Genomic DNA, 26,973 nt, shown 5'->3' with positions numbered 1-26,973 from the left:
AGGAATACCTGAGCGATACCGCGCCCCTGCCCCTTTCCACTGACTGCAGCATCCGCGACGGGCTGGTATCATCTTGCGTCCCGCCCGACCTGCGGTGTCCGACCAGGAGTATCCCCTTGTCCAGCAGTTCTTCCTCAATGGCCAACGCTCCATCACGACGGCTATCTCGCTGGGGCTGGCTCACTCTGGGTGTTGCCGCCGTGGTCGCCTTGCCGGTGCTGGTCATTCTTGGCCACATTCTTGTGCCTGCTGGCGATATCTGGCGCCACCTTGCCGACACTGTGCTGAGTCGCTACCTGGTCAACACCCTGCTGCTGGTCCTGAGCGTCGGCCTTGGCACGCTGGCGATCGGTACCGGCTGCGCCTGGCTGGTGGTCATGTGCCGCTTCCCGGGCAAGCGCCTGTTCGAGTGGGCCATGCTGCTGCCACTGGCGGTGCCTACCTATGTCATCGCCTATGCCTATACGGACTTTCTGCAGTACGCAGGCCCACTGCAGAGCCTGCTGCGGGAGACCTTCGAGTGGTCGCGCGGTGACTACTGGTTCCCCGACATTCGCTCCCTGCCTGGGGCGGCCACCCTGATCACCCTGGTGCTCTACCCCTACGTCTACATGCTGGCGCGAGCCGCCTTTCTAGAGCAGTCGGTGTGCATGCTGGATGTGGGACGAACGCTGGGTCGCACGCCCTGGCAGATGTTCACCCAGGTAGCGATGCCGTTGGCGCGTCCGGCTCTGGTGGGCGGGGTATCGCTAGCGCTGATGGAGACCCTCAATGAGTTTGGCGCGGTGCAGTACTTCGGCGTCGATACCTTCACCACGGGCATCTACCGCACCTGGTTCGGCCTGGGCGAGCAGGTCGCCGCCGCCCAGCTGGCCGCCTGCCTGCTGGCCTTCGTCATCCTGTTCGTGCTGCTCGAGCGCTGGTCACGGGGCAAGCGCCGCTTTCATCACACCTCGCACCGCTATCAGCAGCTGCCGGAGTATCGACTTAGCGGTGCCCGTGCCTGGGGCGCGACACTGGCTTGCGCCGTGCCGGTGACCGTGGGCTTCGTGCTGCCCTGCCTGTTGCTGGGCAGCATGGCCCTGAAGGCTGGCGACAGCGTGCTGGGAGGCGCCTTTCTGGAGTACGCCGGCAATAGCCTGCTGCTGGCCATCAGCGCCTCGCTGGTGGCGGTGGGACTGGCGGTCATCCTGAGCTACGGCGCCAGACTGGAAGCCAGCGCGGTGACCCGCACGGCAACGCGAATTGCCTCCCTTGGCTACGCCATCCCGGGGTCCGTCGTGGCCGTCGGCATCCTGATTCCCTTTGCCTGGGTCGACGACCATGTCAATCAGCTCTACAAGGCCGCCACCGGCGAGGTGATCGGGCTCATTCTCAGCGGCACCGCCTTCATCCTTATCTACGCCTACGTAGTGCGCTTCCTGGCGGTGTCCTTCAACGCGGTGGAAGCCAGCCTGGGCAAGGTCACACCGTCGATGGATGCCGCTGCACGCACCCTGGGAGAGACCGCTACCGGCACGCTGCGCAAGGTGCACACGCCGATCATGCGAGGCAGTCTGCTGGCCGCCGGTATCCTGGTCTTTGTGGATGTCATGAAGGAATTGCCGGCCACGATCATTTTGCGTCCGTTCAACTTCGACACCCTGGCGGTCAGGGCCCACAACCTGGCCGCCGACGAGCGGCTCGCCGAGGCGTCCACGTCCTCGCTGGCAATCGTGGCGGTGGGGATCATTCCGGTGGTTCTGCTGAGTCTGGCCATGCGCCGCTCGCGCCCTGGTCACAGAGGCGCCTGATCAGACCGGGCGTCAGCCGAGCCAGCTCATGTCACCTGATATCAGACCATGTCGGCCGGATAGACGAAGGCCTGGGCCGGATCGAGACTGACCTGGACGGCCTGGCCTTCGCGGGGAAGAAAGACGCCGGGTACGCGGGCGTGCATGTGGGCTTCCTGGCCATCACTGCCATGCACGCAGAGGTGCAACAGGCTGCTGCGTCCCAGTAGGCGTGCCATCAGCACGTGGCTGTGATGTTCGTGCGCCTTGGGACTGTCGATCTCCACCACCCGCAGCGCTTCCGGTCGCACCAGCACCTGCGCACGCGACCCCTCGGCCAGGTCACTTGCCACCGGTCCCACGGCCGTGCGCACATAGCCCCGCTGCACCGTCCCTTCAAGACGATTGACGTCCCCAAAGAAGGTCACCACGAAGGGCGTCGCGGGCGCACAGTAGAGCTCTTCCGGGGTGCCTGCCTGCACCACCCTGCCTTCTCGCATCAAGACGATACGATCGGCCATGAACATGGCCTCTTCCGGGTCATGGGTCACCAGCAGGGTGCCAGCGCCCAGCTGCTTCAGCACGTGCAGGGTATCGTCCCGAATCCGGTCCCGCAGTCGTGCGTCGAGGCTGGAAAAGGGCTCGTCAAGCAACATCAACTTGGGCGAAGGCGCCAGGGCTCGGGCCAGGGCCACGCGCTGCTGCTGACCTCCCGACAGGGTATGAGGAAATGCCTCGGCATAACCGTCCATGCCAAGCTGGGCAAGCAGTTCCAGCGCCCGCTGTCGGCGCTTGGCTGACGGCAGTCCCTTAAGCCCGAAACTGACGTTGTCGAGCACGCTAAGGTGAGGAAACAGCGCCGACTCCTGAAATGCCAGGCCGACGCTGCGCTTTTCGGGGGGGACATGGGCCAGCCCGGGGGCCGCAAGGCGCTCCCCATCGAACACCAGCTCCCCGCTTTGCAGCGCCTCAAGCCCCGCCACAATGCGCAGCAAGGTCGTCTTGCCACAGCCGGAGGGCCCGAGCAGGCACACCACTTCCCCTGGCGCTATCGAAAAGGACACATCACGCACCGCCAGCGCATCAGCGTAGCGATGCTGGACCTTGTGCATGGTCATCAACGGTGTCTGTTCGAGTGCTAGCTGCTCGGCAGCAGCGGAGGCAGAGTGTGGGGGCATGACGGTCATCGCACCTGAAGAGCCGAAAACAAGAGTGGCGGGTGTCAGGCCCTGCGGCCTCGGGACGCCCACCAGCGCCGCTGGGCAGGCCATGGTAACGCGAATCCTTCCAACACGCCTTCCCCCTTTTCCGTTACCAGACGCCGGCCAGCTCCCTTCACCAGACGCTGGCAAGCGCCGGTGCGTGCCCCGCACCGCCTGTCACACCCCTGGCAGGCGCAATCCTCGTCGAGGCTACTGCCTCTATTGAGGTAACTGCCCCTATGGTAGCGGGCTTACCTCGAATGAGCCGTGCCGACTATGCCGAGTGAAGCCATCGCCATCGCTCCGTGGAGGCACAATGATTGACGCCACGGGCAACAAGCCGTTCAATATCATCGCAGAATGACACGTATTATCATTCCCCACTACAAGAGGTCTCCGATGTCAAACGCCACTCGCCTCGCCGCAGCCATTGCCCTGGCAAGCGCTTCCGGCCTTGCCTACGCCGACGGCAGCGTCAACGTGTACTCCGCTCGTCACTATGACTCAGACCAGGCCATGTACGATGCCTTTACCGAGGAGACCGGCATCGAGGTCAATGTGCTGCAGGGCGATTCCGATCAGTTGATTCAGCGCATCAAGCGCGAAGGCGAAGCCAGCCCGGCAGACATCATGATGACCGTGGACGCTGGCCGTCTGTGGCGTGCCGAGGAAGAAGGCATCTTCGCGGCGGTGGACTCCGAGGTACTCAATGAGCGCCTGCCCGCCAGCATGCGCCACCCTGAAGGTGACTGGTTCGGCTTCAGCCAGCGTGTGCGTGCGATCTTCTACAACCCGGAGACCATCGATCCTGAACAGGTCGACACCTACGAGAAGCTTGCCGACCCGAGCCTCAAGGGCAAGATCTGCATTCGCTCGTCCAACAACATCTACAACCAGTCACTGCTGGCATCGATGATCGAGCACCACGGCGAGGAAGGGGCTGAGGAGTGGGCCCAGGGCGTCGTCGATAACATGGCGCGGGACCCGGAAGGCGGTGATCGTGACCAGATCAAGGGCGTGGCCAGCGGTGAGTGCGATGTGGCCGTCGCCAACCACTACTACTACGTGCGCCTGCTGACGTCCGACAACGACGACGAGCGCGAAGCTGCCGAGAGCGTCCAGATCCTGTTCCCCAATCAGGATGACCGTGGTGCCCACGTCAACGTCGGCGGCGCTGGCCTGGTCAAGGGTGCGCCGAACCACGATAACGCGGTGGCTTTCCTTGAGTTCCTGGCATCCGACAAGGCCCAGGAGCTGTTTGCGGTGGGCAATCACGAGTTCCCGGTGGTGGAAGGCGTCGCCCTCGATGAGGTGCTGTCTTCCTGGGGCGAGTTCAAGAAGGACGACGTCAACGTCAGCGTGCTGGGTGAAAACAACCCGGAAGCGATCAAGATCTTCGACCGCGTTGGCTGGCGTTGATCCATCGCTGAGGCCAGCGACTGCCAAGTTGCAGGCCTGACGCAAAAAAAGCCCCGAGCCAGTCGATGGCTCGGGGCTTTTTCGTTCGCAGCGTCTTGGATCGCAGCGTGTTCGTCCGCAACGTCGAGATGGCGCTCAACGGCCGGTGGACTCCAGTCGCAGATCATCCGGATGCTGCCAGACATCCAGGCTGGCCATGCGACGCCCGCGATCATTCAGGAAGGTTTCCAGTGACACGGTGGTGTCGGTGCCTGCCTTGGAGAAGATCAAGCGGTCGCTGCCTTCCTCACGGGTCGAGGACCAGTCCGCGCCAAGACACTGCCCCAGCGCTTCACCGCCGACCGCGAGCGCCCCGCGCGGATCATTGCTGTCCATGCGGCCGAAACAGGAATAATGATCGGGACGCTGGGATGAGGTGATCAGGCAGGACTCATGAAACGCCTGAACGTCGGTTTCCCAGGTGCGGGTCAGACGGTTGTCTTCGAAACGCCCCTTGATGCCAGCAAAGCCTCCTTCGGCACTCGCCACCGCCTGATTGAGCGCACTACAGTCAAACATTTCCGCGGCGGTCTGTGGCTGCGAGGTCGACGCACAGCCTGCCAGCGTCACCATGGCAAGCGCTGCCCATCCCATCTTTACCCGTGTCATATCCTTGTCTCCGGCAATGGGGCCGTGGCATCCACGACCAAGTTGGCATTCCATGACCGACACCATAGCACCCGCAACACGATCTCGGCAGTGGTGAATGACCTCTTGTCGAGGCGGACTACCTGGCGAGCAAAGCCAGCCCCCAGGCATCACCAGGTTCCATGGTCATTACCCTTAGCCTCCAGCGACTGGCCCACTAGCACTGCAGTGCCCGGGCCAGGTCCGTCAGCGAGCTGGCGTGAAGGTCGTTGGCGGAGGATCCCTCCACCGACTTGGGGGCATCGGCGCCAAACTCGTGGGGGCGCTCGATGTAAGCGGTCTTGAGGCCACAGCCGCGAGCGGCGTCGAGATCATCCTGGTGGGCGGCCACCAGCATGACCTCCGAAGGGTCCACCTCGAACACCTCTGCGACGCCTAGGTAGGTGTCCGGATGGGGCTTGTAAGCGCGGAAGACCTCTGCTGACAGAATCAGGTCCCAGGGCAGCCCCCCTAGCTTGGCCATCTCGGCCAGCAGCCCCAGATTGCCGTTGGACAGGGTGCAGATCACATGGCGTTGCTTGAGTCGCGAAAGCCCCTCGACGCTGTCGGGCCAAGGCGCCAACCGGTGCCAGGCAAGGTTGAGCTGCCTCCGCCCCGGCTCGTCCAGCGCCAGGTGATACTGATCGAGCAGCTCGTCCAGAATCATCCGGTGCAAGTCGTCGATGCGCGTCCAGCCCAGCTCGCCTGACATCACCCGAGCCATTGCAGGCCTGTAGCCCGCCCGCCAGGCTCGGGCAAAGTCAGCTGGCGTCAGCGCACAGCCGGGACCGTCAAGCAGGCCCAGGGCCTCGACCTCGCGCACGATACTGCCGTGCCAATCCACCACGGTGCCGAAGATATCGAAGGCCAGTATCTTGGGTCGTTGCCAGGGCGTCGCCATGCTGTTGCTCTCCTTGTCGGCCGCGTACGGTGCCTTGCCAGCACCTCCATTGGGACAACAGCATAGACCATGGCTGGCGCTATCAGTGGGCCTCGTCCCAGTTGGCACCGCTCTCGGCTTCGACAATCAGGGGCACATCGAGGCTGGCAGCATTCTGCATGCGCGCCTTGACCTCGGCCATGAAGGCGTCCACCTGGTCTTCCTTGACCTCGAACACCAGCTCATCGTGGACCTGCATCACCATCCAGGCATCGAAGCCATTGCTGCCCGCCTGGTCGGTCAGCCAATCGTCCATATCGATCATGGCCTGCTTGATGATGTCTGCCGCCGTCCCCTGCATGGGCGCATTGATGGCGGTGCGCTCGGCGCCCTGGCGACGAGCGCGGTTCTGAGAGTGAATTTCCGGCAGATAGAGCCTGCGCCCGGCCACTGTCTCGACATAGCCATCCTCGGCCGCCTGAGCACGGATACGCTCCATATAGCGGGCTACCCCGGGATAGCGATCGAAGTAGCGATCGATGTAGGTCTTGGCCTGGCTCTGCTCGATGTGCAGCTGGCGACCCAGCCCCCAGGCGCTCATGCCGTAGATCAGCCCGAAGTTGATCGCCTTGGCACTGCGGCGCTGATCACTGGACACCTTGTCCAGGCCGACACCGAACACCTCAGCCGCCGTGGCGGCGTGAATGTCCTTGTCATCGGCAAAGGCGGACAGCAGGCCCTTGTCGCCGGACAGGTGCGCCATGATGCGCAGCTCGATCTGAGAATAGTCCGCCGCCACGATGCGATAACCAGGCCGTGCCACAAAGGCCTGACGGATGCGGCGTCCTTCGTCGGTACGAATCGGGATATTCTGCAGATTGGGATCTGACGACGACAGACGACCGGTGGCCGTCACCGCCTGGTGATAGCTGGTGTGCAGACGACCGGTGGACGGGTTGACCAGCCTGGGCAGCTTGTCGGTATAGGTGGAGCGCAGCTTCGAAAGGCCACGATGCTCCATGATCAGCTTGGGCAGCGGATAATCCAGTGCCAGCTCTTCAAGCACCGCCTCGGCGGTGGACGGCGCGCCCTTGGGGGTCTTCTTGATCACGGGAATGCCCTGCTCTTCAAACAGGATCTGTCCCAGCTGCTTGGGCGAACCCAGGTTGAACTCTCGTCCGGCCAGCTCGAACGCCCTGGCCTCGAGCTCACGGATGCGCTCGGCCAGCTCCTGGCTCTGGGTGTGCAGCAGTTCGACGTTCAACGCTACCCCGTTGCGCTCCATCCGCGACAGCACCCGAACCAGCGGCCGTTCAAGCCTGTCGAGCACCTCGGCCAATCGCCCCGTCTGCTCGAGGCGGGGGCGCAATTCGTGGTGAAGGCGCAGGGTGATATCGACGTCCTCGCAGGCGTAGGGAGCCGCCTGTTCCAGGGCAATCTGGTTGAACGTCAGCTGCTTGGCACCCTTGCCGGCAATATCCTCGAACTTGACCGTGCCCTCGCCCAGGTACTTCAGCGCCAGGGAGTCCATGTCATGCCGGGTGGCGGTGGAATCCAGCACGTAGGACTCGAGCATGGTATCGATCAGAGGCCCGGCGACCGCCATCTCGTAGCGTGCCAGTACCGAGATGTCGTATTTCAGGTTCTGGCCAATCTTGGCGATGCGCTCATCGGCCAGTATCGGAGCAAGCGACGCCAACACCTGCTTGCGATCGAGCTGGGCAGGGGCATCCAGGTAGTCATGGGCCAGCGGGATGTAGGCGGCCTCGCCCGGGGCCAGGGCAAGGCCAATACCGACGATCTCGGCCTCCATATAGTTGAGGCTGGTGGTTTCCAGATCGAAACAGAAGGCCTCGGCGTCGGCCAGCCGCTGGAGCCAGGCGTCCAGCTCGGCCTGCTCGAGAATCACGTGATCCTCCCGCGTGTCCCCCGCGGCGACCTTGCCATCCTCGGCGTCATCGCTCCCCGCCGGGGTGGCCGTGCCACCCGCCACGTCGTCCACGCCCTCGTCCTGACCGGCCAGCAACTCCGCCAGCCAGTTCTTGAACTCCAGGCGCTGGTAAAGCGTCTTCAGCGCCTCACGGTCCGGCGCAGCGATGGCCAGGTCATCGAGGCCGAGCTCCAGCTCGCAGTCGGTCTTGATCGTGGCCAGCGTGTACGACAGGTAGGCCTGATCGCGATGTTCCTTGAGCTTCTTGGGCAACGTCTTGGCGCCACGAAATGACAGGGTCTTGACCTTGTCGAGGTCGCCATAGATCACATCCAGCCCGCCTTCCATGCCCTGCAGCAGGCCGATAGCGGTCTTTTCGCCAACCCCCGGCACTCCGGGGATGTTGTCGACCTTGTCGCCCATCAATGCCAGGTAGTCGATGATCAACTCCGGCGGCAGACCAAACTTGTCCTTCACCCCGGCCACATCCAGGGTTTCGTCCTTCATGGTGTTGACCAGCGTGATATGGCCATTGACCAGCTGCGCCATGTCCTTGTCGCCGGTAGAGATCACGGCGTCGCGGCCGGCGTCCGTCGCCATCCGGGCCAGGGTGCCAATGACATCATCTGCCTCGACCCCCTTGATGCATAGCAGCGGCAAGCCCAGCGCCCTGACACAGTCGTGCAGCGGCTCGACCTGAGCGCGCAGGTCATCCGGCATCGGCGGCCGCTGCGCCTTGTACTGATCGTACAGCTCATCACGAAAGGTCTTGCCGGGCGCATCGAAGACCACCGCCATGGGACTGTCCGGATAGTCCTTGATCAGGCGCTTGAGCATGTTGATCACGCCCTTGATGGCGCCGGTAGGCTGACCTTCGGAGGTGGTCAGTGGCGGCAGGGCGTGAAAGGCACGGTAAAGATAGGAGGAACCGTCGACGAGAACGATGGGGCTAGAGGCCATGGATCGGCGTCCCTGTAAGAAAGAATGTCTACGTTGCCACACATGATACGCATCCCGTGCGTCTTTTGCCGGTCGCTTTTCGCCGAGTGAAGTCCAGAGCGTCGCTCCACCCTGGCACCAGCGTCTGCCCGCTGCGGCGCGACCACAACGCCTTTGCCGGGGAACCCTGCGACACGTATCATGGTCTTATCGAACACCGTTCTACCAAACCGTTTGACGATGAACTGTCATCAGGAGGCTTACCATGATGATTCAACGCCTCACCAGCGCTAGCCTGCTGGCCCTGACGCTACTGGCGACAGCGGCACCCGCTGTGGCGCAGGTGCAGCCGGATGTCAGCGTACGCCAGGAAGCCGGCCAGACCCTGAGCGAGTACCGAGTCAACGGCAAGCTGTATGCCATCAAGGTGGAGCCCAAGGGTGGCAGCACCTACTTCCTGGTGGACCGCAATGGCGACGGCAACTTCCAGCGCCAGACCAGCGATAGCGTCGACGTGCCCAGCTGGGTCCAATAGCCAAGCAGGGTCCAATAGCCTGGCCGGGGCGAATCGACGAGCGTCGTCGCTCCGCCTTCGCTGCCCGCCCGTTGTGCTCACCTTGCACGTTTGCTGTCAGCGCCCTGCGCGCCCCAGGCCCTCTGCCGGGCACTTGCCCCAAGGGGCACTGTCATTCCGCTGAGATTACGTTTCTCGATCACGTGCAACTCGTTGCCAAGTCGCTACAATAGGCGCCTTGGCAACCCCGGGCGAGACGATCCATGGCCGTATTCACTCCGCTTGAAGACTCACAGGTCTCAGGCTTTCTCAGCCGTTTTGACGTCGGCGAACTGACAAGGCTGCAAGGGGTGCCCGCAGGCACCGAAAACAGCACCTTCTTTGTCACCACCGACAGGCGAGAACTGGTGCTAACTCTGTTCGAGCAGGGTGAACACGAAGAACTGCCATTCTTCGTCGAGCTGCTGGACTTCCTCGACGAGCATCGCATCCCCGTCGCTGGCCCTATTCACGACCGCGACGGCGTCGCATTGCACGAGCTGGCGGGTCGCCCTGCGCTGCTTTTCCCGCGCCTGCCGGGCAGCCACCCCAAGGCCCCCAATCCCGCTCAATGCCGGGCACTGGGACAGGCCCTGGGCGAAATGCACCGCGTCTCGCGTCATTTCAGCGGACACCGCCCCAACCCTCGTGACATTCACTGGCTGAGCGCCATGCATCACAAGGTGCTGGTCTATCTGTCACCCGCAGACCAGGCGCTGATGCAGGATGAAGTGGATGCCTACCAGGCGGCCCTGGAAACCCTCGAGCAGCCTTTGCCCCAGGGCGCGCTGCACGGTGACCTGTTCCGCGATAACACGCTGTTCGACGGCGAGCAGCTGGGCGGCATCATCGACTTCTACAATGGTTGCACCGGTGACCTGCTGTTCGACCTGGCCATTGTCATCAATGACTGGGCCACCGATGGCGATGGCCATCTCGACCAGCAGCGCCACGATGCGCTGCTGGAGGCCTACCTCGCCGAGCGCCCCTTGACCGCCCAGGAGCGCGCGCTCTGGCCGCTGATGCTGCGCCTGACGGCGTTGCGCTATTGGCTGTCGCGCCTGCTGGTGGTGTATGTGGACCCGCCGGCCCATGACCTGACGCCCCATGACCCAGAGCAGTTCCGGCGCATCCTGCGCTCGCGCCTGGAGCATGGCGCTCTTCCCCTGCCCGACACCGAGGTTCGCTTGTGAGCCAGAAGCCGCAACCTGATGCAGCCGTGCAACGCGCCCGCCGTACCTGGAACATTGACCAGTGGGGCAGTGGCTACTTCGACGTGGATGAAGCCGGGCAAGCGCTGGTGCGGCCCCTCGGCGAGGTCGAACCGGGCCCCAGCCTGCCCCTGATCGGCCTGGTCGAGCAGGTACGCAAGGCCGGCCTGCGCCTGCCGGTGCTGATCCGCTTTACCGATATTCTGCATGACCGGGTCGAGCAGCTGTGCGCGGCCTTTGATCAGGCCATGGCAGAGGAAAACTTCACCAGCGGCTACACCGCGGTCTACCCGATCAAGGTCAATCAGCAGCGTCGCGTGGTCGAGGAAATTCTCGCCACCAACGAGCGCGGGCGCGACCGCGTGGGCCTGGAAGCAGGCAGCAAGCCAGAGCTCTTGGCGGTGCTGGCCCTGTCAGGGGATGGCCCGTCGCTGATCGTGTGCAATGGCTACAAGGACCGCGAGTACATTCGTCTGGCGTTGATGGGCGAGAAGCTCGGCCACCGGGTCTACCTGGTCGTGGAAAAGCTGTCCGAGCTACCGATGATTCTGGAAGAGGCCGAACGCCTGGGCGTGACGCCACGCATCGGGCTGCGTGCTCGGCTGTCATCCGTGGGACGTGGCAAGTGGCAGGATACCGGCGGAGAGAAGTCCAAGTTCGGCCTGACCGCTGGCCAGATCCTGGCGGTGGTCGAGCGCCTGAGCGAGGCAGGCCGCCTCGACAGCCTGCAGCTGGTGCACTTCCACCTGGGATCCCAGATCGCCAATATCGGTGATATTCAGCGCGGCCTGCGTGAATGTGCCCGTTTCTACCAGTACCTGCACCAGCTGGGTGCCCCGGTGGATACGGTGGACGTGGGCGGCGGACTGGGTGTCGACTACGAAGGCACCCACTCGCGCAATTTCTGCTCGATCAACTACTCCATGCTCGAGTACGCCCGCAACGTGGTCTATGCCTTCAATCAGGTATGTAGCGCAGAGGACCTGCCTCAGCCGCACCTGATCAGCGAGTCGGGCCGAGCGCTGACCGCGCACCACGCTGTCCTGATCACCAACGTGATCGGCGAAGAGAGCGTGGACACCCAGCCACCCAGCGAACGCCGGAGCGACGACCCCGAAGTGGAAGCGCTCTGGCGTACGCTGGACTTTCTGCAGCGTGAGCCCGAGCCGCGCGGCCTGATGGAAGCCTGGCACGACCTGATTCAGGACATGGGCGATCTGCATGATCGTTTCGTGCTGGGAGCCGCCGACCTGGCAGCGCGGGCCGAAGGCGAGGGCGTCTACTTTGCCGCCTGTGCCGCCCTACGTTCACAGCTGGACCCCCGCAATCGCGCCCATCGCGAGATCCTTGATGAACTCGCCGAGAAGCTCGCGGACAAGCTGTTCGTCAACTTCTCGCTGTTTCAGTCGATGCCCGATGTCTGGGGCATCAAGCAGATCTTCCCGGTGCTGCCGCTGTGCGGACTGGACCGCGAACCCAGCCGTCGCGGCGTCATTCAGGACATCACCTGTGACAGTGACGGACGCATCGACAGTTACGTGGATGGCCAGGGGGTAGAGACCACCCTGCCCTTGCCCGAGTGGCATGAGGGGGATGAGCGCTTGCTCGGCTTCTTCATGGTGGGCGCCTACCAGGAAATTCTGGGCGATCTGCATAACCTGTTCGGTGATACCGATGCGGTGGATGCCTCACTGGATCGCGACGGCGGCTGGCGCTTGACCAACCTGCAGTGGGGTGACCGGGTGTCCGACGTGCTGGGCTACGTCAACTTCAACGCTGACGTGCTGCGCGAACGCCTGCGCGTGCAGCTCACCCGCAGTAATCTGGATCCACGCGAGCAGCGTCACTTCCTGGATGACCTGTCGGAGGGGCTCGACGGCTACACCTATCTGGAGTAAGCCTTCCCTTGCCACTGGGTGCCAGCCAGTCCAGACCAGACAAGCCCCGCGCCCACCGCCTGTTGCCGCGCCCGCCGACACCCTTCGTGTCTGCGGGCGCGCTACCTTGCGTAGCACTTGCACCCAGCCGTCAGCCATGGCGAGATAGAGCATATGCGCCGTGCCACAAGCCACCAGGAGGATGCCGTCATCGATACCTCACGCCCTACCGATTCCAGCTCCCCTTCCTCTTCCTTCACTCCACCGCCAACCATGCTGGCCGTCGTCACCCTGGGCAATGGCGGCTACGACAAGCTGAGCTACCAGCGCGTGGCCACCCCGGAGCCGGGGCCTGGAGAGGTGCTGCTGCGGGTCCTGGCCGCCGGCATCAACAATACCGAGATCAATACCCGCCTGGGTTGGTATTCGTCCAGCGTCACGAGCGATACCCAGGCGTCCTCGGACAGCGCCCAGGACGACGATTCAGGCAATAGCGACGACGGTGGCTGGAATGGGGCAACGCCCTTCCCACTGATTCAGGGTACCGATTGCTGCGGCGAGGTGGTCGCCCTGGGAGAAGACGTCGACGCCACCGAGCTGATCGGCAGGCGCGTGCTGGTGCGAGCCTGCATGCGCACCAAGGGCTTCGAGCACTGGGATTCGGTGTGGATGGCATCGGACTTCGATGGCGCGTTTGCACAGTTCGTCAAGGTGCCCGCCAGTGAGGTGTTTGCCGTCGACTGCGATTGGCGCGATGCAGAGCTTGCCACCATCCCCTGTGCCTATGGCACCGCCGAAAACATGCTGCATCGTGCAGGGGTCACGGCAGGCGACAGGCTGCTGGTGACCGGTGCCTCCGGTGGCGTTGGCTCAGCGGTCGTGCAGTTGGCCAAGCGTCGTGGCGCCCACGTCACTGCGGTGGCCAGCCATGCCAAGCATCCGGCGATCCAGGCCTTGGGGGCCGATCGCCTGCTTGATCGTCATGATGACCTGGTATCGGCGCTGGGAGAATCCGCCATCGACGTGGCGGTGGACAATGTGGCGGGCCAAGGCTTTGGCGGCGTTCTCGAGGTGCTTGATCGAGGTGGGCGCTATGTGTCTTCCGGGGCCATCGCCGGGCCAGTGGTGGAACTCGACATGCGCAAGTTGTATCTCAAGGATATCCGCTTGATCGGTTCCACCGCCTGGGATGAGCCCGTCTTCTCCAACCTGATCGGCTACATCGAGCGCGGCGAGATTCGCCCGCTGCTGGCCGGTATCTTTCCTTTGCAGGACATCGTCGAGGCCCAGAAGAGCTTCCTCGAAAAACACCACGTCGGCAACCTGGTCCTGATACCGCCCCCGCTGGACTGAACCCGCTACCTGCGGACAAGGCCCACCGTCGGATCTGCAGGGCTGGGCGTCGCCGGCCTGAGCTCGCGCTGATCAGCGCTACTTAGCTCTGATCTGCGCTCTTTAGCTCTTATCAGCCTTGGGCGAGCCTGTGCCGCCTAGCCCACCACCTTGGTCTGGAGCTGATGGCTCTGGCCGTTGGGCAGAGACAGTTCAAAGGCCAGAGAGGCCCCCTTTTCCAGCTTGCCGACGCCAGCGGGGGTGCCGGTCAGCACCACGTCACCGGGGGCCAGGGTAAAGTGCTGGCTCATTTCGGCCAATAGCGCGGGAATCGGGAACAGCATCTGGCTCGCCATGCCGTGCTGGCGACGTTCGCCGTTCATGTCCAGGCTGAATTCGATGGCAGACCAATCCATCGGCGCGTCGATCGGGATAAAGCGTGACAGCGGGCAAGCGCCGTCAAAGCCCTTGGCGATCTCCCATGGATGCCCCTTCTTCTTCAGTGCGGACTGCACGTCACGCAGCGTCAGGTCCAACGCCAGACCCACGCCCACCACCGCAGCTTCTGCCTGCTCCGGGGTGGCGTCACGCAGCGTCTCGCCAATCAGCAGCGCCAGCTCCGTCTCGAAGTGCACATCGCTGCGCTCGAACGGCCCCTTCACGTCATCCTCAAGCGGCACGACACTGGTCGCCGGCTTGATGAACAATATCGGGGCGTCGGGCACAGGATTATCGAGCTCCCTGGCGTGTTCTGCGTAGTTACGACCGACGCAAACCACCTTGCCAAGCGGCTGTGAAAAGGTGTCGCCATCGACAAAGCTCGGGACGAGAGACATGACAGGCTCCTGAGGTCAGTAGAGAGGTCACGAGCAGGCGGCAACCTGCCGCGACACTCGCAAAAAAGGCGCGCCATTGGCGCGCCTCTCGAGTCTATCCCAGCTTTTGCTGCTCCCGCGACCACTGTCACCCGTCTCACTCAAGGATGCCAAGGCGGCTGAGGCGGCAGAACCTCAGGGCTCGAATCGACCCTCCGGCTCGTGGGCCAGGAAGTCAGGGCGACGGCCTTTGGCGGCAAAGGGCTCGCCGCAGCGATTGTCCACTCGGTTGTAGACGAAGAACGCGTTGCTGCGGGGATCCGGCGACATATTGGCGTTGGATCCGTGCAGGGTATTGCAATCGAACAGCAACAGGCCGCCGGCGCTGCCCTTGGGTGCCTCGATGCCGTTGCGCTCGATCAGCTGCCGCAACGCCTCCTGGCTGGGGACACCCACCTCCTGCTTCTTCAACGACGTCTCGTGGTTGTTGTCCGGCGTCTCGCCGATGCACGGAACAAACACACGATGCGAGCCGGGAATCAGCATCAAGGGCCCATTGAACTCGTGATTGTCGGTCAACACGATCGAGGCGCTGACCGCATTCATCTCGGGCATGCCGTCCTCGGCGTGCCAGGTCTCGAAGTCCGAGTGCCAGTTGAAGCCCTTGCCTTCAAACCCTGGCTTGTAGTTGATCCGCGACTGGTGCACATAGGTCTCGCCACCCAGAATCTGACGAGCCCGGCCGACCAGGCGTTCATTATTGGCCAGCCGCGCAAACACCTCGGACAGGTAATGCACGGCAAACAGCGAGCGGATTTCCTTGCCGCTCGGTTCCACGACGCTGTAATCCTTGCCACGGAACGCATCGTTTTCGAGCAGTACCTTCAATTCCTCGCGCAGCAAGGCGAGCTCATCACCGGAAATGAAATTCGGCTCGAACAGAAATCCCTTGTTCTCGAATTCATCCAACTGCTGCTGGCTCAGAGGCCCTTGTTCGGCGCTTCCCTTGATCACAGGGCCGCGACGGTCCACCCAGAGGCTCTGCATCGGCTGAGGGAGCCGGGTCGGATAGCCTGCACCACTCCGGTCCAACGCCTGATAAGAGGCCTGGTTAGCGCTATGTGTCTGCTGCTGCTTGAGATGGGCGCCACGGCGAGCGTGACGCTGTCCGTCATGTTGGCTCTGACGCGCGCGATGCGCCATGCCGCCACGACGGTTGACTGTTTGCGGATTGGACGACGTCTGCACTTCCATCCGATCACCCTCCATTGGTATTGATCAGCTTTCAGATTCGAACTCGTACCAGCGACGCAGCCAGCGAGGCATGACAATGAGAAGCCCACCTCATCGGGTCTGCGCCGCTTGCAGGGGGCCGTCTGCCCCCTGCCACAAGCTACCCACCCATCGCTCTCCATGCAACCCTCTAAATGCAACTTTTGCATAAGGTTGGTTTAAGTATTGTTCGCTACCCTAGCTCGTCCGCGCAGTCACCCGCACAGTGCTTGCCTAGCGGCTGGCGTCACCGAAATATCTGCCGGCGCCATTGGCGGGCACCGAGGTCGGCGCCAGGTAGATGGGAGCAGCAAAGCGATCCGCTGGACAGCCAGCGAAGGCAGTCCCCGGCAACAGCAGCCAGTCATGACGATTCTGGTGGCCCAGTTCGACGGCCTGGCCAAGATCCCCACAGCTCAGCGCCTCCAGATCCTTGTCCACCACCAGCATCCAGCGTTGTTCGGGGGCCTCGGCTAACCAGGCCATGGCTGTCGGCACTTCTTTCTCCAGCGGCGTCATGTCACCGAAATGCACGCTGCGAGACCGCGCATGCAGCAGGATTTCTTCATCGAAGTTCAACAGTGCAACCTCTCCGTTGGGCCCCACCTCCTGAGAGACGCGAGCCATCATGTCACGGGGAGAGCGCTCCGGATCCATCCAGGCATAGCCAAAGGTGCTCCACCACCCCCACAGGCAGAAGAAGAACAGCGTGATGGCCGTCATTCCACGGCGTGGCTTCAGGGCCAGCGCCAGAGCAAGAGCGATAGCGCCCAGCGCCAGCCACTCCCACCACGGTGTCACACCGTAGCGATGGGCCAGGCGCTCCAGCGGAGCGAAGCCCACCAATCCCAGGACGCCCGCCGTCGCCAGCAAGAGGGCGAAAAACACCAGGCCACCGAAGCCGGCTCGATTAGGTCCCTTTCGCCGGACCAGGGCCGGCAGCAACGGGGCCAATGCCATGACCATCAACGGCAGCGTCGGCAGCATATAGACGCCTCGCTTGCCCGGTGAAAGCGAGAAGAACACCACGATCAGGATGACGGCTGTCAGTGGCAGCAGTACCTTGGCATCGCCGCGCTTCACTCGGCGCCACCAGTTCGGCAGCGCCCAGGGCAAGGTCAGCACCAATGGCATCCAGGCCCAGGGCAGCACCTGCACGATGTAGTAATACCAGGGCCGCAGGTGGGCCCAGGCATCGGCATAGCGCTCGCCGGTCTGCTTGAACAGGATGTTGTCGCGGTAGGCCGCCAGCGCCGGATCATCGGACAACGACGTGATAAGGATCATCGGCAGCCCCCAGGCCAGCACCACCGCCAGCAGGCACGCCAGGCCTTCCACCAGGTCGCGCAGGCGCAGTGGCGTGACCCTGGCCTGTCCCTGGTGACGACCGCACCAACTGATCACGCCCCAGACGGGCAACAGCGCCAGCGGCAGAAAGCCCACGCCTTTGGTCAGGATGCCAGCCCCCATGGCGACGAAGCCTGCCCGCCACCAGCCCCGGGCGGGGCCCAGCAAGGCGTGACGCAGCATGCCGTAGGCGCCCAGCGTGGTGAAAAATGTCAGCAGCATGTCGATCTGAGCGGTCTTGGCTTGAAGCACGAACTGCAACGTGGCCAGCGTCGCGATACCCGCCAGCAGCCCCACTCGGGGGCCATGCAGGCGACGACACAGATCCACGATAAGCCCCAGGGTGCCGAGCCCCGCCAACAGCGAGGGCAGCATGAAGCCGATACGCATGGATCCGGTCAGCCAGATGAAGAAGGCGCTGGCCCACATGAAGATCGGGGGTTTGTCGGCATACAGCTCTCCGCCCCGATGAGGAATCCAGAACTCACCGGTGACCAGCATTTCCACCGCGTTGAGCGCAAAACGTGGTTCATCGGCGGGCCACGGATCCCGCCAGCCAAGGCCCAGGGCCAACAGCGCCACGGCAAAGACGACAAGGCCCAGCCACCAGCCCCAGCCGGGGCGACGGGGTAATCCCACTACGAACATGCTGCTTTCCTCAACAGGGTTCTGATCAGGCACGCTGGCCTTGAGCAGAGCACAGACACACCACCAGGGCCCGCTCGGCGACTACGCCGCCTGGCGAACGTTACGGTCACGCTGGGACGCATTGCGCATCAGCATTAGATTGCGTAAATAGATAAACAGGCCCGCGCCCTGCCCCATGATGAACACCGGGTCGCGACGGTGGATTGCATAGGCAAGCAACGTGGCCCCGCCCCCCAGGCTTAGGAACCAGAAAGCCACAGGCATGACACTGCGCCGCGCTTTCTCGCTGGCAATCCACTGCACGATAAAGCGAGCGGAGAACAGCGCCTGGCCAAGAAAGCCGATCAGCAACCATAGGTTCCAGGTCATCGCATCGGCTCCAGCGTCGGCACAGCAGGCACTGATTGGTCATTGGTCGCTTGAGTCGCGATGAAGTGAGATGGAAGCGCTGTACTATCGCTGACCCGAGGCAGGTCCAGGGCATTGTCCACGCAGCGGCAGTCCACCGGCAGGCGACTGCGTCGCTGAAGCCACATGACCCCGAGCATATCGACGATGCCTACCCATAGCCGATTGCCGAGACCGTAGTGGGAAGCTCCCTGACCACGGGGCCGGTGATGGACCGGCCGAGCCAGGCAGCGACCGCCCTGGCTGGTGATCAGGGCAGGGAGGAAGCGGTGCATATGATCGAAGTAGGGCAAGGAGGCGAATGCTGCTCGACGGATGACCTTGATGCCACAGCCGCTATCGGGGTAGCCGTCACCCAGCAAACGGGCGCGAACCGCGTTGGCCACCTTCGAGGAAAACAGCTTCAGGGAGCTATCCTGGCGACGGACTCGATGGCCGCCGACAAGGTCGGCTCGTTCGGCAATGGCGACCTGCAACAACGCAGGAATATCGGCGGGATCGTTCTGACCATCGCCATCCAGCGTGGCCAACCACTCCCCCCGCGCATGTCGGGCGGCCTGCCACAGCGCCGTGCTCTGGCCCGCACTGCTGTGATGACGCAGCGGTCTAAGCGTCGGCTGTCGGTTAGCCCGGCTGACCAGTACCGTCCAACTGTCATCATCCGAACCATCGTCCACCACAATCACTTCGTGGTCATGGTCCGCCAGGGCTTGGGCAATTTCGTCGAGCAGGCCGGGCAGATTGGCCGACTCATTGTGGGCGGGGATCAGTACCGACAAGGTAACGGGCGCCATCTTGGCCTCTCCATCAGCAAGTGCAGGAGGGACAGCATGGACCGCCAACCTTAAGCGGGCCTTAATTCACCGCAACATAAGATTACATAACGCGCATATATCTATGCTTCGTCGATCGACGTCATTGACCGGGAACGCCGCCCTTCAAAACGACGACGTTATGGCACATAACCTGGCGAAAAAAAGGTCGTCATGCCAGTGGACGTCTCCTGCCACGATGCCCTGACACGCTTGACTCGATTGCCCACTCGCACCAACAGAGGTGTCCGTCTCGCCGGACAGTGGCCAGCCCTGTAGACTGCGGTCCATGCCCCTGTGGCTGGCCCAGCCAGGCGCCAGCGTTCTCGAGGATCCTTATGTTTCAGTTCAAGCAAGATGATCTGACTCACCCCGACATGGTGGCCATGATTCGCGCCCACCGCCGAGACCTGAAGCGCCTGGCGCCAGACTCTCCTCCGGAGAGCCGGCACGCACTTAGCCTGGACGAATTGAAGGGCGATGACGTCACCCTGTGGGGGCTGTGGGAGCAGGATCGACTTGTCGGCTGCGTGGCGCTGAAGGCGATTGGCCACGATCATGGCGAGATCAAGTCAATGCGCACCGCTGCGGATCAACTGAGACGTGGCATCGCCACGCGGATGCTCGAACACCTGATAGCGGCAGCTCGTCAGCGCGGCTACCGACGCTTGAGCCTTGAGACGGGCTCCCAGCCTGGGTTTGCCCCGGCCCGGCGCTTCTATGCACAGCATGGCTTCGTCACCTGCGCGCCCTTCGCCGACTATATCGTCGATCCTAACAGCGTCTACATGACCCTGGAGCTCGCTCCCCACCACCCCGGAATACCGGGCCACGCGGTGAGAGACAAGGCCACGCCATGAGCGATAGCAACAGACACCCAGAGCCCATTCGCCAGGTGGAATTTTCTAGCCAAGGCACCCGTTGCCACGGCTGGTGGCTACCGTCGGCGTCAGCAACGCCGGACAGCGGTGCCCTGGTGGTCATGGCCCATGGCCTTGGCGGCACCGTCGAGGGCGGCTTGATGCCCTACGCCATGGCGCTCCAGCAGGCGGGCCACAGCGTGCTCGCCTTCGACTATCGCCATTTCGGACGCTCCGCTGGGGAGCCACGCCAGCTGCTCGGCATTCGCCGCCAGCAGCAGGATTACCTGGCTGCCATCGATCACGCCCGCAGCCTCGAACCGCTCCGTCCGCTGGTGCTATGGGGGACGTCATTTTCCTCCGCCCACGTCCTCCAGCTGGCGGCACGGCGTCGGGATATCGCCGCCGTCATCGCCATGAATCCTATGCTGGACGGCCGGGCCTCATCACTGGTGAAGCTGAAGGACGAAGGGATCGGGACCTTCCTGCGCATGACCGGCGCGGGCCTTGCCGACTTGATACGCGGCAGCCTCGGGCGGTCCCCGCACTATATCCCGCTGGCAGGTGAGCCGGGCACGCTGGCCGCACTCACCGCACCCGATGCGCTGGAAGGCATTCAGTGCTTCGCCGGTGACGATTTCGACAACCGCATTGCCCCGCGTGCGCTGCTGGCGCTGGGACTCTATCGGCCCGTCAAGGTCGCCCACCGGCTGTCCTGTCCGCTGCTGCTGCAACTTTGCCTCCGCGATAGCGTGACGCCGATTGCCCCCGGCTACCGACTGGTCTACAGCCTCAAGGACCGGGTCACCCTCAAGACCTACGACACCGGCCACTTCGCGATCTACGAGGACCCCTGGCAACCCCGCCTCGCCGAGGACCAGGCAAACTTCCTGGCGCGTTTATGCCAAGAGCCGTCTCAACGCTTCGGCTGATGCTGGTGAGCGAGCCAGCCTGGCGTGGCGGAACAGGTCTGACCATCCGTTGAGCACACTCAACACAGCGCTGACCACTAGGCTGGCTATACTAGCGGCAACTGATGTATTGCCGTTGATCGAGGACGCCTTAATGCGCCACTACCCCTGTCACCGCTGCGACAATCGGCTGTTCTTCGATAACACCCAATGCCTGGTCTGCGCGACGGAGGTGGGCTGGTGTCCGGGATGCAATGCGCTGGTCGCCATGGAGCGGCAAGCTGACGGGCGCTACCGCTGTGTCGACGACGGCTGTGGCACCCTGCTGGTCAAGTGTCATAACTATGCAGTGGAAGGGGTGTGCAATCGCATGCTCACGGCCCAGGAGGCCGACCAGGGGATAACCCTGTGTGACTGCTGCCGCCACAACCGGGCCATTCCGGACCTGTCCATCGAAGGCCATCGCGAGCGCTGGGCCAAGCTCGAGAGTGCCAAGCGACGCCTGTTCTATACCCTTGATCTGTTGGGGCTTCCCCATGAGGTCAGCCCAGACAAGGCAGACCCGCCATTATCCTTTTCGTTCCTGGCGGACGAAGTACCGGTGGAAGGAGGATGGCACAGCAGCGAAGAAGGCATGCCGGTGTTTACCGGGCACGCCGGCGGTCACATCACCATCAACGTCAAGGAGGCCGATGATGTCGAACGCGAACGCCTGCGCACCGACTTCAATGAGGCTCATCGGACGCTGATCGGGCATTTCCGACACGAGATCGGTCACTACTATTGGGAGCTGCTGATCAAGGGCAGAGACGAAGACGCCTGCATCGCCGTCTTTGGTGACCATCGCCACCCCAGCTACAGCGACGCCCTCGAGCGCCACTACCAGCAGGGCCCACCTGCAGACTGGCGAGAGCACCACCTGTCCGCCTACGCCACCATGCACCCCTGGGAGGATTTCGCCGAGACCTTCGGCTTCTACCTCGACATGGTGGCGATCCTCGATACCGCCGGACACTTCGGCATCACCCCCACCGGCTTTGACGAGGACCTGGACGCCATGCTCTACACCTTTGGTCGCTTGAGCCTGGGCTTCAATGAAATGAACCGCGAGATGGGGCTGCTCGACCTGGTCCCGGAAGTGATTACACCAACCATTGCCGCCAAGCTGCGCTACGTCCACGAGATGGTGCTGTCTGCCCGCCATGCAGACGCAGCCCCCTTTGGACGAGCTGTCTAGCCCTTGCACTAGTATAGCCGATGACAGTCTGCGTTAAGCAGAAAGAGGATAAGTGGCTCGATTCCTGACCCTCATTCAGAGAGGGTCAGGATGGCGAAGGAAGAACCCAACTATCAGAGCATCCGCTTTAACTCACCGTAATCTCCGTCCAGGCGAAGCTCGATGGTCACTTCATTGTCATTGCGGTTGCGAAAAAACCAGCCATGGTTACCCGTGAAGGCGGCTTCTAGACTCCCCTCATCCTTTGCCACACCGCGCCCTTTCTCATAGCTGATGGCATTGCCGCTACCGTCGCCATGAGTATCGAAGTTGATCGGGCCACCCTCGGATTCCCAGACAAAGCGGGCTACGGCACCTTTCTCCATGGTCAGTTTGTATTCCGTCCCTTCGCCCGGTGTCAGGGTGAACTGCACCTCATCGCGCCAAGTAACGGCCGGCTCGGGTGCCGGGGCTTCAGCCTCAGCGGCGACAGACGCGGTCTCGGCGGCGGCGGCCTCCTGAGCCTCCTGCTTCGGCATGGCTGCGGCCGGGGCCTCTGGCTGAGGTGCCGCCGTGGCATTTATCCGGTCCAGTTCAGCCTCCTCGGCCAGCTGCTGCTTGATTTCCCCCATGTCGGTCAGCCCCAGTAGGCGTCCCATGCCGGTCGGGTCGATGGCGTACTCCGCAGGCAGCACGACGGTGATTAGCAATACGGTGGCACCCACTGCGGCAAGCATGGTAGAGCGGATCAACTGCCCAGTAGAGGGCAATTCGGCGCGGTTAGGCATATCGGTGTTGTACATCTCGAACTCCTTGAAATCAGGTGGCGAACAGGCCGGTGAGCTGATAGCCGATCAGTACAAAACCGGCGCACATCATGGCGACATTGGCGGTGTAGGCATGGCTCAGGAAGCCCGGGGTGCGTCGCCAGAACCCCATCACGATAAGGATGGCCCCAAGGGCCAGCAGCTGGCCGATTTCCACGCCGACGTTGAACGCCAGCAGGTTGGGGACTAGGCCGTTCGGCGAGATTTCGTACTCGATGATCTTGGTCGAAAGGCCGAAGCCGTGGAAGAAGCCGAAGACCAGCGTCGCCGCCTTAGTGTTGGGCTGGAAACCGAACCAGCGCTGGTAGGCGCCGAGGTTGTCCAACGTCTTGTAGACGACGGAGAGCCCGATGATGGCATCGATCAGATAGCTGTTGAGGCCGATGTTGAAATACACCCCGAGGAGCATCGTCGTGGAATGCCCCAGCGCGAATAGGCTGACGTAGATGGCGATGTGCTGCATCCGGTAGAGGAAAAAGATCACCCCTAGCAGAAACAGAATGTGGTCATACCCCGTCACCATGTGCTTGGCGCCGAGGTAGATGAACGACATCAGGTGGATGCCGTAGATCTCTTGGATATAGCCCTTGTCGCCTTCCGCGACGGCATGGGCGAGGGCATCGCCGCTGGCTCCTAGGAGCAATACCAGCAGAGCGAACAGGGTCAGGGCGTAGTGTCGGGCCTTATCAGGCACACCGCACTCGCCCCTCATCAATGAGGGGAACATGAAACTCTCCACGGTTTAGGTATCGAATTAAGGTCGCCTGACAGGCGACCCCGGTCATGCCGCCATGACCGGCCGTGGAGGGCGCTCGAGCCTGAAGGCTCGACGAAGCGGGCTGCCATCCCGCTGTTGCTGCCGGATGGTGCTGGGGGGCAGGAGTGCCATGACAATCCTGTCCATGATCCTATCCGCCGTCTCATGGAAGTGGCTTCCACCGTCATGGGACAGCGGCTGTCGGTCGGTCGACGCATGCACGTGGCGGTGCGCATGCCCATGCATTATCTGGAGTTCTTCCTGGAGGTTGTGCTCGACGGCCACTGCGTCGACCGGTCCGTGTGCGCGAGTTTCGCCGATGCCGGACATAACCAGCCCCTGCGCGATCAGCAGCAACAGGAACAAATGACCGAGGTGTTGGCACAGGCGGTTGAACATAGAGGCAGACTAGCTCCAAGGCGAAAGCCGAGATGATGCACCATGTGACCTTGTCTTCATGGGACATTGTCACGACAGCGTTCAGGAGTCTAACATCCCCCCCCAGGGGGATATAAACACCAACGAGGAACGGATCATGACATCGCATACCCACCAGTCACATCCCGACATCATCAAACGCCTGAAGCGAGCGGGCGGGCACTTGGAGAGCGTGACCCGCATGATCGAGGAAGAGCGCTCTTGCCTGGAAGTGGCCCAGCAGCTACATGCCGTGGAGAAGGCGATCCAACAGGCTAAGCGGACCCTCATTCAGGATCATATTGACCACTGTTTGGATGAAGCGATTGCCCCCCAGGCACCGGGGGAGCGGGCCCGAGTCGACGACTTCAAGACGATTGTGCGCTACCTGTAACGTCTCTCTCATCACAAGGAGAACTGCATGATCAAGGTGCTGAGTCACCGCCGTTACCGTCACCTGTTCCTGGCCCAGATTACCGCCCTTGCCGGTACCGGACTGACGACGGTGGCCCTGGCGCTGTTGGCCTATGAACTGGCCGCGGGGCAGGCTGGGACCGTGCTGGGTACAGCGCTAGCGATCAAGATGGTGGCTTACGTGGGCATTGCGCCCCTAGTTGGGGCCTATGCTTCGCGTCTTCCGCGCCGTGCCTTACTGGTATGCCTGGACCTATTGAGAGCCTCAGTGGTCTGTACGCTGCCCTTCGTCACCGAGATCTGGCAGATCTACGTACTGATTTTCCTGCTCAATGGCGCCTCCGCGGGCTTTACTCCGGTCTTCCAGGCAACGATCCCAGATCTCCTCGAAGACGAGGGGGAATACACCCAAGCGCTATCACTGTCGCGACTCGCCTACGACCTAGAGAACCTGCTCAGCCCCATGGCAGCCGCAGCGCTGCTGATGGTGATGGGCTTCGATGTGTTGTTCTTGCTCAACGGTCTGGCCTTCCTGGTCTCGGCCGGCCTAGTCATCTCGGTAGTACTGCCGTCGCCCCAGGTGGTAGAGGAAGAGACGCCGAGCGTTTGGCGCAAGGTCTCCCATGGTATGCGGCTTTATCTAAAGACGCCTCGGCTGCGCGGGGTGCTGGCCCTGAATATGGTGGTATCAGCCGCTGGAGCCATGCAGGTCGTCAATACAGTGGTTTACGTCCGCTCCTCTCTGGGCCTGGGCGAGCAAGCGGTGGCTATGGCCTTCGCGGCGGTGGGAGGTGGTTCGATTCTGGTGGCTCTGCTGCTGCCAAAGGTGCTAGAACGCATGAGGGAGCGGCCGATCATGCTCACGGGCGCTGTAATGATGACGGTGAGCCTGTTCCTCGGTCTGCTCGCTCCCGACTTCGTCGGCCTTGTGGCGCTATGGTTCCTACTGGGCGCCGGCGCCTCTTTGGTAATGACCCCCACTGGGCGCCTGCTCAAGCAGTCGTGCCACCCAGAGGACCGTCCGGCGTTGTTCGCCGCACAGTTCTCGCTATCACATGGCTGCTGGCTCGTGGCCTATCCGCTGGCCGGCTGGGTCGGGGCCAAGGTGGGGCTGACCGAGACCTTCGCCTTACTGGGGGTAATCGCGCTGCTATCGACGGCGCTCGCGACCCGAGCCTGGCCGGCACGGGACCCGCAGACCCTCGAGCATGACCACGACCCGGTGGCGCATACCCATCTGCATTACCATGACGAGCACCATCAGCATGAGCATGAGGGCTGGGAGGGGCCGGAGCCCCATCGCCATCCTCACGACCATCTTGGAGGTCGGCATCGGCACGTCTTCGTCATCGATCAGCACCACATGAAATGGCCATTGTAAGGCCATGAAGACCAACATTGCTGATGGGGAACATATCGATCAGAGCCGGTAGCGAGCGACCGCCATGGCGCCGACAGCGGGTCGGCGCATGGCGTAGCTACCGTTCGCGACGTCCCGCTATTCCTCGTTGGCCACCGTCGCCAGCGCCACTTCTTCCAGGTCATCCAGCGTCGGAAAGTACGTGCGGGCAATGGCGGCATGCAGCTCTGCAACGCCCTGCTGCAGGGTGTCGATGAACTCGTGCAGCGCCTCGGGAGAACGAACCAGCGCCAGCACGTCGGCCTCGGCCACATCGGCGTGAACCAGCGTCGCGGTGGCCAATGCCCTGTCATGCCGCGGCAGCGAGCGCAGCGCACGCATGCTGTCCTTCAGACTGCGCGACACCGAGCGTGGAAACTTGCCGTCCTGCACCAGAAAACGCAGTACGTCAGTGGCTCTTACTCGACAACGCACGTGCTGGCGATACATCTGGTAGGCGGTCAGTGACTTCAGCACACTCATCCACTGCAAGTGCTCGAAGGGCCGAATCTCATCACTGTCTCGCTGCAGCAGGTTGGCCGAACGCACATCAATGATGCGGGTGATCATGTCGGCACGCTCCAGCTGGCGCCCCAACATCATGAAGGTCCGCGGACCGCCGTAGCTCAGGGTCCCTTCGATAAGGCCAATCAGCGTCTGGCAGCCACGAATCACCAGTTTGAGAAAGACCTCGCGACGGCCAGGTCCCAACCCGGCATCAGCCTGGGCGCTGGCATTCATGTAGAGCTGGTTGATCTCTTCCCAGACTTCCCGGGGCACCACGTCCCGGGTAGTCCTCAGGTTTTCCCGGGCCTGAGCCAGGGCGGACAGAATCGACCCGGAGTAGCGCCGGTCAGCACACAGAAACTGGATGACGTTGCGATCATTGGGCTCATCGTAAAGGGTGGCAAAAAGCTCCCCGCCTCCGGTGATATCGACCATCGCCGCCCATCCCAGCGGCTGCCGATAGGGCATGTCGAGCATCAGGTGGCTGGAGACATTGATCAGGCGCGCGGTGTCCTCGGCCCGTTCGATATAGCGGGCCATCCAGTACAGGTTCTCGGCGACTCTTGAAAGCATCAGCATGGT

The 26,973-nt window shown here is 62.8% G+C and carries 24 protein-coding genes; 11 read left to right on the top strand and 13 right to left on the bottom strand.

The window, feature by feature from the left end; genetic code table 11:
• The first annotated feature begins 137 nt into the window (after window positions 1–137).
• Window positions 138–1,793 carry an iron ABC transporter permease gene (locus KUV45_RS19345; RefSeq protein ID WP_222164041.1) on the top strand — a complete coding sequence of 552 codons (1,656 nt, stop codon included), beginning with the start codon at window positions 138–140 and terminating at the stop codon, window positions 1,791–1,793.
• A 41-nt stretch (window positions 1,794–1,834) separates the two neighbouring features.
• Here KUV45_RS19345 and KUV45_RS19340 read toward each other — a convergent pair whose 3' ends face one another.
• Window positions 1,835–2,950, bottom strand: coding sequence for an ABC transporter ATP-binding protein (locus tag KUV45_RS19340; protein ID WP_206940681.1), 1,116 nt, complete (start codon window positions 2,948–2,950; stop codon window positions 1,835–1,837).
• A 423-nt stretch (window positions 2,951–3,373) separates the two neighbouring features.
• On the opposite strand from KUV45_RS19340, the gene KUV45_RS19335 reads away from it, so the two are divergent.
• Window positions 3,374–4,393 carry a Fe(3+) ABC transporter substrate-binding protein gene (locus tag KUV45_RS19335; protein ID WP_206940683.1) on the top strand — a complete coding sequence of 340 codons (1,020 nt, stop codon included), beginning with the start codon at window positions 3,374–3,376 and terminating at the stop codon, window positions 4,391–4,393.
• Between the two features lie 135 nt (window positions 4,394–4,528).
• On the opposite strand, the gene KUV45_RS19330 is transcribed toward KUV45_RS19335, so the two are convergent.
• The 3 genes from KUV45_RS19330 to polA all read right to left on the bottom strand — a co-directional run bounded on the left by KUV45_RS19330 (window position 4,529) and on the right by polA (window position 8,829).
• Window positions 4,529–5,041, bottom strand: coding sequence for a hypothetical protein (locus tag KUV45_RS19330; protein WP_222163936.1), 513 nt, complete (start codon window positions 5,039–5,041; stop codon window positions 4,529–4,531).
• Between the two features lie 196 nt (window positions 5,042–5,237).
• A complete protein-coding gene (locus KUV45_RS19325; protein ID WP_222163935.1) occupies window positions 5,238–5,960 on the bottom strand; it encodes a haloacid dehalogenase type II in 723 nt (240 codons plus the stop codon).
• A gap of 82 nt (window positions 5,961–6,042) precedes the next feature.
• Window positions 6,043–8,829 (bottom strand): DNA polymerase I, encoded by a 2,787-nt coding sequence (gene polA, locus KUV45_RS19320; RefSeq protein ID WP_222163934.1) that lies wholly within the window; start codon window positions 8,827–8,829, stop codon window positions 6,043–6,045.
• A gap of 244 nt (window positions 8,830–9,073) precedes the next feature.
• On the opposite strand from polA, the gene KUV45_RS19315 reads away from it, so the two are divergent.
• The 4 genes from KUV45_RS19315 to KUV45_RS19300 all read left to right on the top strand — a co-directional run bounded on the left by KUV45_RS19315 (window position 9,074) and on the right by KUV45_RS19300 (window position 13,802).
• Window positions 9,074–9,343, top strand: a complete 270-nt coding sequence (locus tag KUV45_RS19315) for a DUF2782 domain-containing protein (protein ID WP_222163933.1) — start codon at window positions 9,074–9,076, stop codon at window positions 9,341–9,343.
• 242 nt (window positions 9,344–9,585) lie between these two features.
• Window positions 9,586–10,554, top strand: a complete 969-nt coding sequence (locus KUV45_RS19310) for a homoserine kinase (RefSeq protein WP_222163932.1) — start codon at window positions 9,586–9,588, stop codon at window positions 10,552–10,554.
• Entirely contained in the window at window positions 10,551–12,470 is a 1,920-nt protein-coding gene (speA, locus tag KUV45_RS19305) for a biosynthetic arginine decarboxylase (protein WP_206940708.1), read from the top strand. Before KUV45_RS19310 ends, speA begins: the two co-directional genes overlap by 4 nt.
• Window positions 12,471–12,623: 153 nt before the next feature.
• Window positions 12,624–13,802 carry an alcohol dehydrogenase family protein gene (locus KUV45_RS19300; protein ID WP_224852133.1) on the top strand — a complete coding sequence of 393 codons (1,179 nt, stop codon included), beginning with the start codon at window positions 12,624–12,626 and terminating at the stop codon, window positions 13,800–13,802.
• A 137-nt stretch (window positions 13,803–13,939) separates the two neighbouring features.
• Here KUV45_RS19300 and KUV45_RS19295 read toward each other — a convergent pair whose 3' ends face one another.
• The 5 genes from KUV45_RS19295 to KUV45_RS19275 form a co-directional block, all read right to left on the bottom strand.
• Window positions 13,940–14,617, bottom strand: a complete 678-nt coding sequence (locus tag KUV45_RS19295) for a fumarylacetoacetate hydrolase family protein (RefSeq protein WP_222163931.1) — start codon at window positions 14,615–14,617, stop codon at window positions 13,940–13,942.
• 174 nt (window positions 14,618–14,791) lie between these two features.
• On the bottom strand, window positions 14,792–15,643 hold the full coding sequence (thpD, locus tag KUV45_RS19290; RefSeq protein WP_206940874.1) for an ectoine hydroxylase: 852 nt from the start codon (window positions 15,641–15,643) through the stop codon (window positions 14,792–14,794).
• A gap of 459 nt (window positions 15,644–16,102) precedes the next feature.
• Window positions 16,103–17,863 carry a glycosyltransferase family 39 protein gene (locus KUV45_RS19285; protein ID WP_222163930.1) on the bottom strand — a complete coding sequence of 587 codons (1,761 nt, stop codon included), beginning with the start codon at window positions 17,861–17,863 and terminating at the stop codon, window positions 16,103–16,105.
• Between the two features lie 81 nt (window positions 17,864–17,944).
• Window positions 17,945–18,232: a lipid-A-disaccharide synthase N-terminal domain-containing protein gene (locus KUV45_RS19280; RefSeq protein ID WP_222163929.1), complete on the bottom strand. Its 288-nt coding sequence runs from the start codon at window positions 18,230–18,232 to the stop codon at window positions 17,945–17,947.
• The gene (locus tag KUV45_RS19275; RefSeq protein ID WP_222163928.1) at window positions 18,229–19,065 is read right to left on the bottom strand and encodes a glycosyltransferase family 2 protein; all 837 of its coding nucleotides are present in this window, start codon (window positions 19,063–19,065) and stop codon (window positions 18,229–18,231) included. The genes KUV45_RS19280 and KUV45_RS19275 overlap by 4 nt, the downstream gene beginning before the upstream one ends.
• Before the next feature lie 356 nt (window positions 19,066–19,421).
• Here KUV45_RS19275 and KUV45_RS19270 point away from each other — a divergent pair, with 356 nt between their 5' ends.
• The 3 genes from KUV45_RS19270 to KUV45_RS19260 all read left to right on the top strand — a co-directional run bounded on the left by KUV45_RS19270 (window position 19,422) and on the right by KUV45_RS19260 (window position 22,091).
• Window positions 19,422–19,943 (top strand): GNAT family N-acetyltransferase, encoded by a 522-nt coding sequence (locus KUV45_RS19270; RefSeq protein ID WP_222163927.1) that lies wholly within the window; start codon window positions 19,422–19,424, stop codon window positions 19,941–19,943.
• Window positions 19,940–20,875: an alpha/beta hydrolase gene (locus KUV45_RS19265; protein WP_222163926.1), complete on the top strand. Its 936-nt coding sequence runs from the start codon at window positions 19,940–19,942 to the stop codon at window positions 20,873–20,875. The genes KUV45_RS19270 and KUV45_RS19265 overlap by 4 nt, the downstream gene beginning before the upstream one ends.
• A 133-nt stretch (window positions 20,876–21,008) precedes the next feature.
• Complete coding sequence (locus KUV45_RS19260; protein WP_222163925.1) at window positions 21,009–22,091, top strand: putative zinc-binding metallopeptidase; 1,083 nt, start codon at window positions 21,009–21,011, stop codon at window positions 22,089–22,091.
• A 113-nt stretch (window positions 22,092–22,204) separates the two neighbouring features.
• On the opposite strand, the gene KUV45_RS19255 is transcribed toward KUV45_RS19260, so the two are convergent.
• From KUV45_RS19255 to KUV45_RS19245, 3 genes are read right to left on the bottom strand one after another with little or no spacing between them, the layout of a single operon-like run.
• Window positions 22,205–22,873, bottom strand: a complete 669-nt coding sequence (locus tag KUV45_RS19255) for a hypothetical protein (RefSeq protein WP_222163924.1) — start codon at window positions 22,871–22,873, stop codon at window positions 22,205–22,207.
• A 16-nt stretch (window positions 22,874–22,889) separates the two neighbouring features.
• Window positions 22,890–23,624 carry a HupE/UreJ family protein gene (locus tag KUV45_RS19250; protein ID WP_222163923.1) on the bottom strand — a complete coding sequence of 245 codons (735 nt, stop codon included), beginning with the start codon at window positions 23,622–23,624 and terminating at the stop codon, window positions 22,890–22,892.
• A gap of 54 nt (window positions 23,625–23,678) precedes the next feature.
• Window positions 23,679–24,053 carry a hypothetical protein gene (locus tag KUV45_RS19245; RefSeq protein ID WP_222163922.1) on the bottom strand — a complete coding sequence of 125 codons (375 nt, stop codon included), beginning with the start codon at window positions 24,051–24,053 and terminating at the stop codon, window positions 23,679–23,681.
• Between the two features lie 136 nt (window positions 24,054–24,189).
• Between KUV45_RS19245 and KUV45_RS19240 the strand changes: the two genes are divergently transcribed.
• Both KUV45_RS19240 and KUV45_RS19235 read left to right on the top strand, forming a co-directional pair.
• Window positions 24,190–24,465 carry a metal-sensing transcriptional repressor gene (locus KUV45_RS19240; RefSeq protein WP_222163921.1) on the top strand — a complete coding sequence of 92 codons (276 nt, stop codon included), beginning with the start codon at window positions 24,190–24,192 and terminating at the stop codon, window positions 24,463–24,465.
• Between the two features lie 27 nt (window positions 24,466–24,492).
• Window positions 24,493–25,866, top strand: coding sequence for an MFS transporter (locus KUV45_RS19235; protein WP_222163920.1), 1,374 nt, complete (start codon window positions 24,493–24,495; stop codon window positions 25,864–25,866).
• Window positions 25,867–25,983: 117 nt separating this feature from the next.
• Here KUV45_RS19235 and KUV45_RS19230 read toward each other — a convergent pair whose 3' ends face one another.
• Window positions 25,984–26,970, bottom strand: a complete 987-nt coding sequence (locus tag KUV45_RS19230) for an alpha-E domain-containing protein (RefSeq protein ID WP_224852135.1) — start codon at window positions 26,968–26,970, stop codon at window positions 25,984–25,986.
• Between the last annotated feature and the right edge of the window lie 3 nt (window positions 26,971–26,973).

Source organism: Halomonas sp. DP3Y7-2 (assembly GCF_019800795.1).
Taxonomy (GTDB): domain Bacteria; phylum Pseudomonadota; class Gammaproteobacteria; order Pseudomonadales; family Halomonadaceae; genus Halomonas; species Halomonas litopenaei_A.
This window is presented reverse-complemented; position numbering and strand designations above follow the sequence as displayed.

Excerpts from the sequence above, each read along its gene's own strand:
- KUV45_RS19230 (WP_224852135.1), bottom strand. The coding sequence starts at position 26,970 with ATGCTGATGCTTTCAAGAGTCGCCGAGAACCTGTACTGGATGGCCCGC.
- KUV45_RS19265 (WP_222163926.1), top strand. The coding sequence starts at position 19,940 with ATGAGCGATAGCAACAGACACCCAGAGCCCATTCGCCAGGTGGAATTT.
- KUV45_RS19300 (WP_224852133.1), top strand. The coding sequence starts at position 12,624 with ATGCGCCGTGCCACAAGCCACCAGGAGGATGCCGTCATCGATACCTCA.
- KUV45_RS19295 (WP_222163931.1), bottom strand. The coding sequence starts at position 14,617 with ATGTCTCTCGTCCCGAGCTTTGTCGATGGCGACACCTTTTCACAGCCG.
- thpD (WP_206940874.1), bottom strand. The coding sequence starts at position 15,643 with ATGCAGAGCCTCTGGGTGGACCGTCGCGGCCCTGTGATCAAGGGAAGC.
- KUV45_RS19245 (WP_222163922.1), bottom strand. The coding sequence starts at position 24,053 with ATGTTCAACCGCCTGTGCCAACACCTCGGTCATTTGTTCCTGTTGCTG.
- KUV45_RS19340 (WP_206940681.1), bottom strand. The coding sequence starts at position 2,950 with ATGCCCCCACACTCTGCCTCCGCTGCTGCCGAGCAGCTAGCACTCGAA.
- KUV45_RS19280 (WP_222163929.1), bottom strand. The coding sequence starts at position 18,232 with ATGACCTGGAACCTATGGTTGCTGATCGGCTTTCTTGGCCAGGCGCTG.
- KUV45_RS19250 (WP_222163923.1), bottom strand. The coding sequence starts at position 23,624 with ATGTTCCCCTCATTGATGAGGGGCGAGTGCGGTGTGCCTGATAAGGCC.
- KUV45_RS19330 (WP_222163936.1), bottom strand. The coding sequence starts at position 5,041 with ATGACACGGGTAAAGATGGGATGGGCAGCGCTTGCCATGGTGACGCTG.
- KUV45_RS19310 (WP_222163932.1), top strand. The coding sequence starts at position 9,586 with ATGGCCGTATTCACTCCGCTTGAAGACTCACAGGTCTCAGGCTTTCTC.
- KUV45_RS19325 (WP_222163935.1), bottom strand. The coding sequence starts at position 5,960 with ATGGCGACGCCCTGGCAACGACCCAAGATACTGGCCTTCGATATCTTC.
- KUV45_RS19235 (WP_222163920.1), top strand. The coding sequence starts at position 24,493 with ATGATCAAGGTGCTGAGTCACCGCCGTTACCGTCACCTGTTCCTGGCC.
- KUV45_RS19275 (WP_222163928.1), bottom strand. The coding sequence starts at position 19,065 with ATGGCGCCCGTTACCTTGTCGGTACTGATCCCCGCCCACAATGAGTCG.
- KUV45_RS19270 (WP_222163927.1), top strand. The coding sequence starts at position 19,422 with ATGTTTCAGTTCAAGCAAGATGATCTGACTCACCCCGACATGGTGGCC.
- KUV45_RS19285 (WP_222163930.1), bottom strand. The coding sequence starts at position 17,863 with ATGTTCGTAGTGGGATTACCCCGTCGCCCCGGCTGGGGCTGGTGGCTG.
- KUV45_RS19260 (WP_222163925.1), top strand. The coding sequence starts at position 21,009 with ATGCGCCACTACCCCTGTCACCGCTGCGACAATCGGCTGTTCTTCGAT.
- KUV45_RS19335 (WP_206940683.1), top strand. The coding sequence starts at position 3,374 with ATGTCAAACGCCACTCGCCTCGCCGCAGCCATTGCCCTGGCAAGCGCT.
- KUV45_RS19255 (WP_222163924.1), bottom strand. The coding sequence starts at position 22,873 with ATGTACAACACCGATATGCCTAACCGCGCCGAATTGCCCTCTACTGGG.
- KUV45_RS19315 (WP_222163933.1), top strand. The coding sequence starts at position 9,074 with ATGATGATTCAACGCCTCACCAGCGCTAGCCTGCTGGCCCTGACGCTA.
- KUV45_RS19345 (WP_222164041.1), top strand. The coding sequence starts at position 138 with ATGGCCAACGCTCCATCACGACGGCTATCTCGCTGGGGCTGGCTCACT.
- polA (WP_222163934.1), bottom strand. The coding sequence starts at position 8,829 with ATGGCCTCTAGCCCCATCGTTCTCGTCGACGGTTCCTCCTATCTTTAC.
- KUV45_RS19240 (WP_222163921.1), top strand. The coding sequence starts at position 24,190 with ATGACATCGCATACCCACCAGTCACATCCCGACATCATCAAACGCCTG.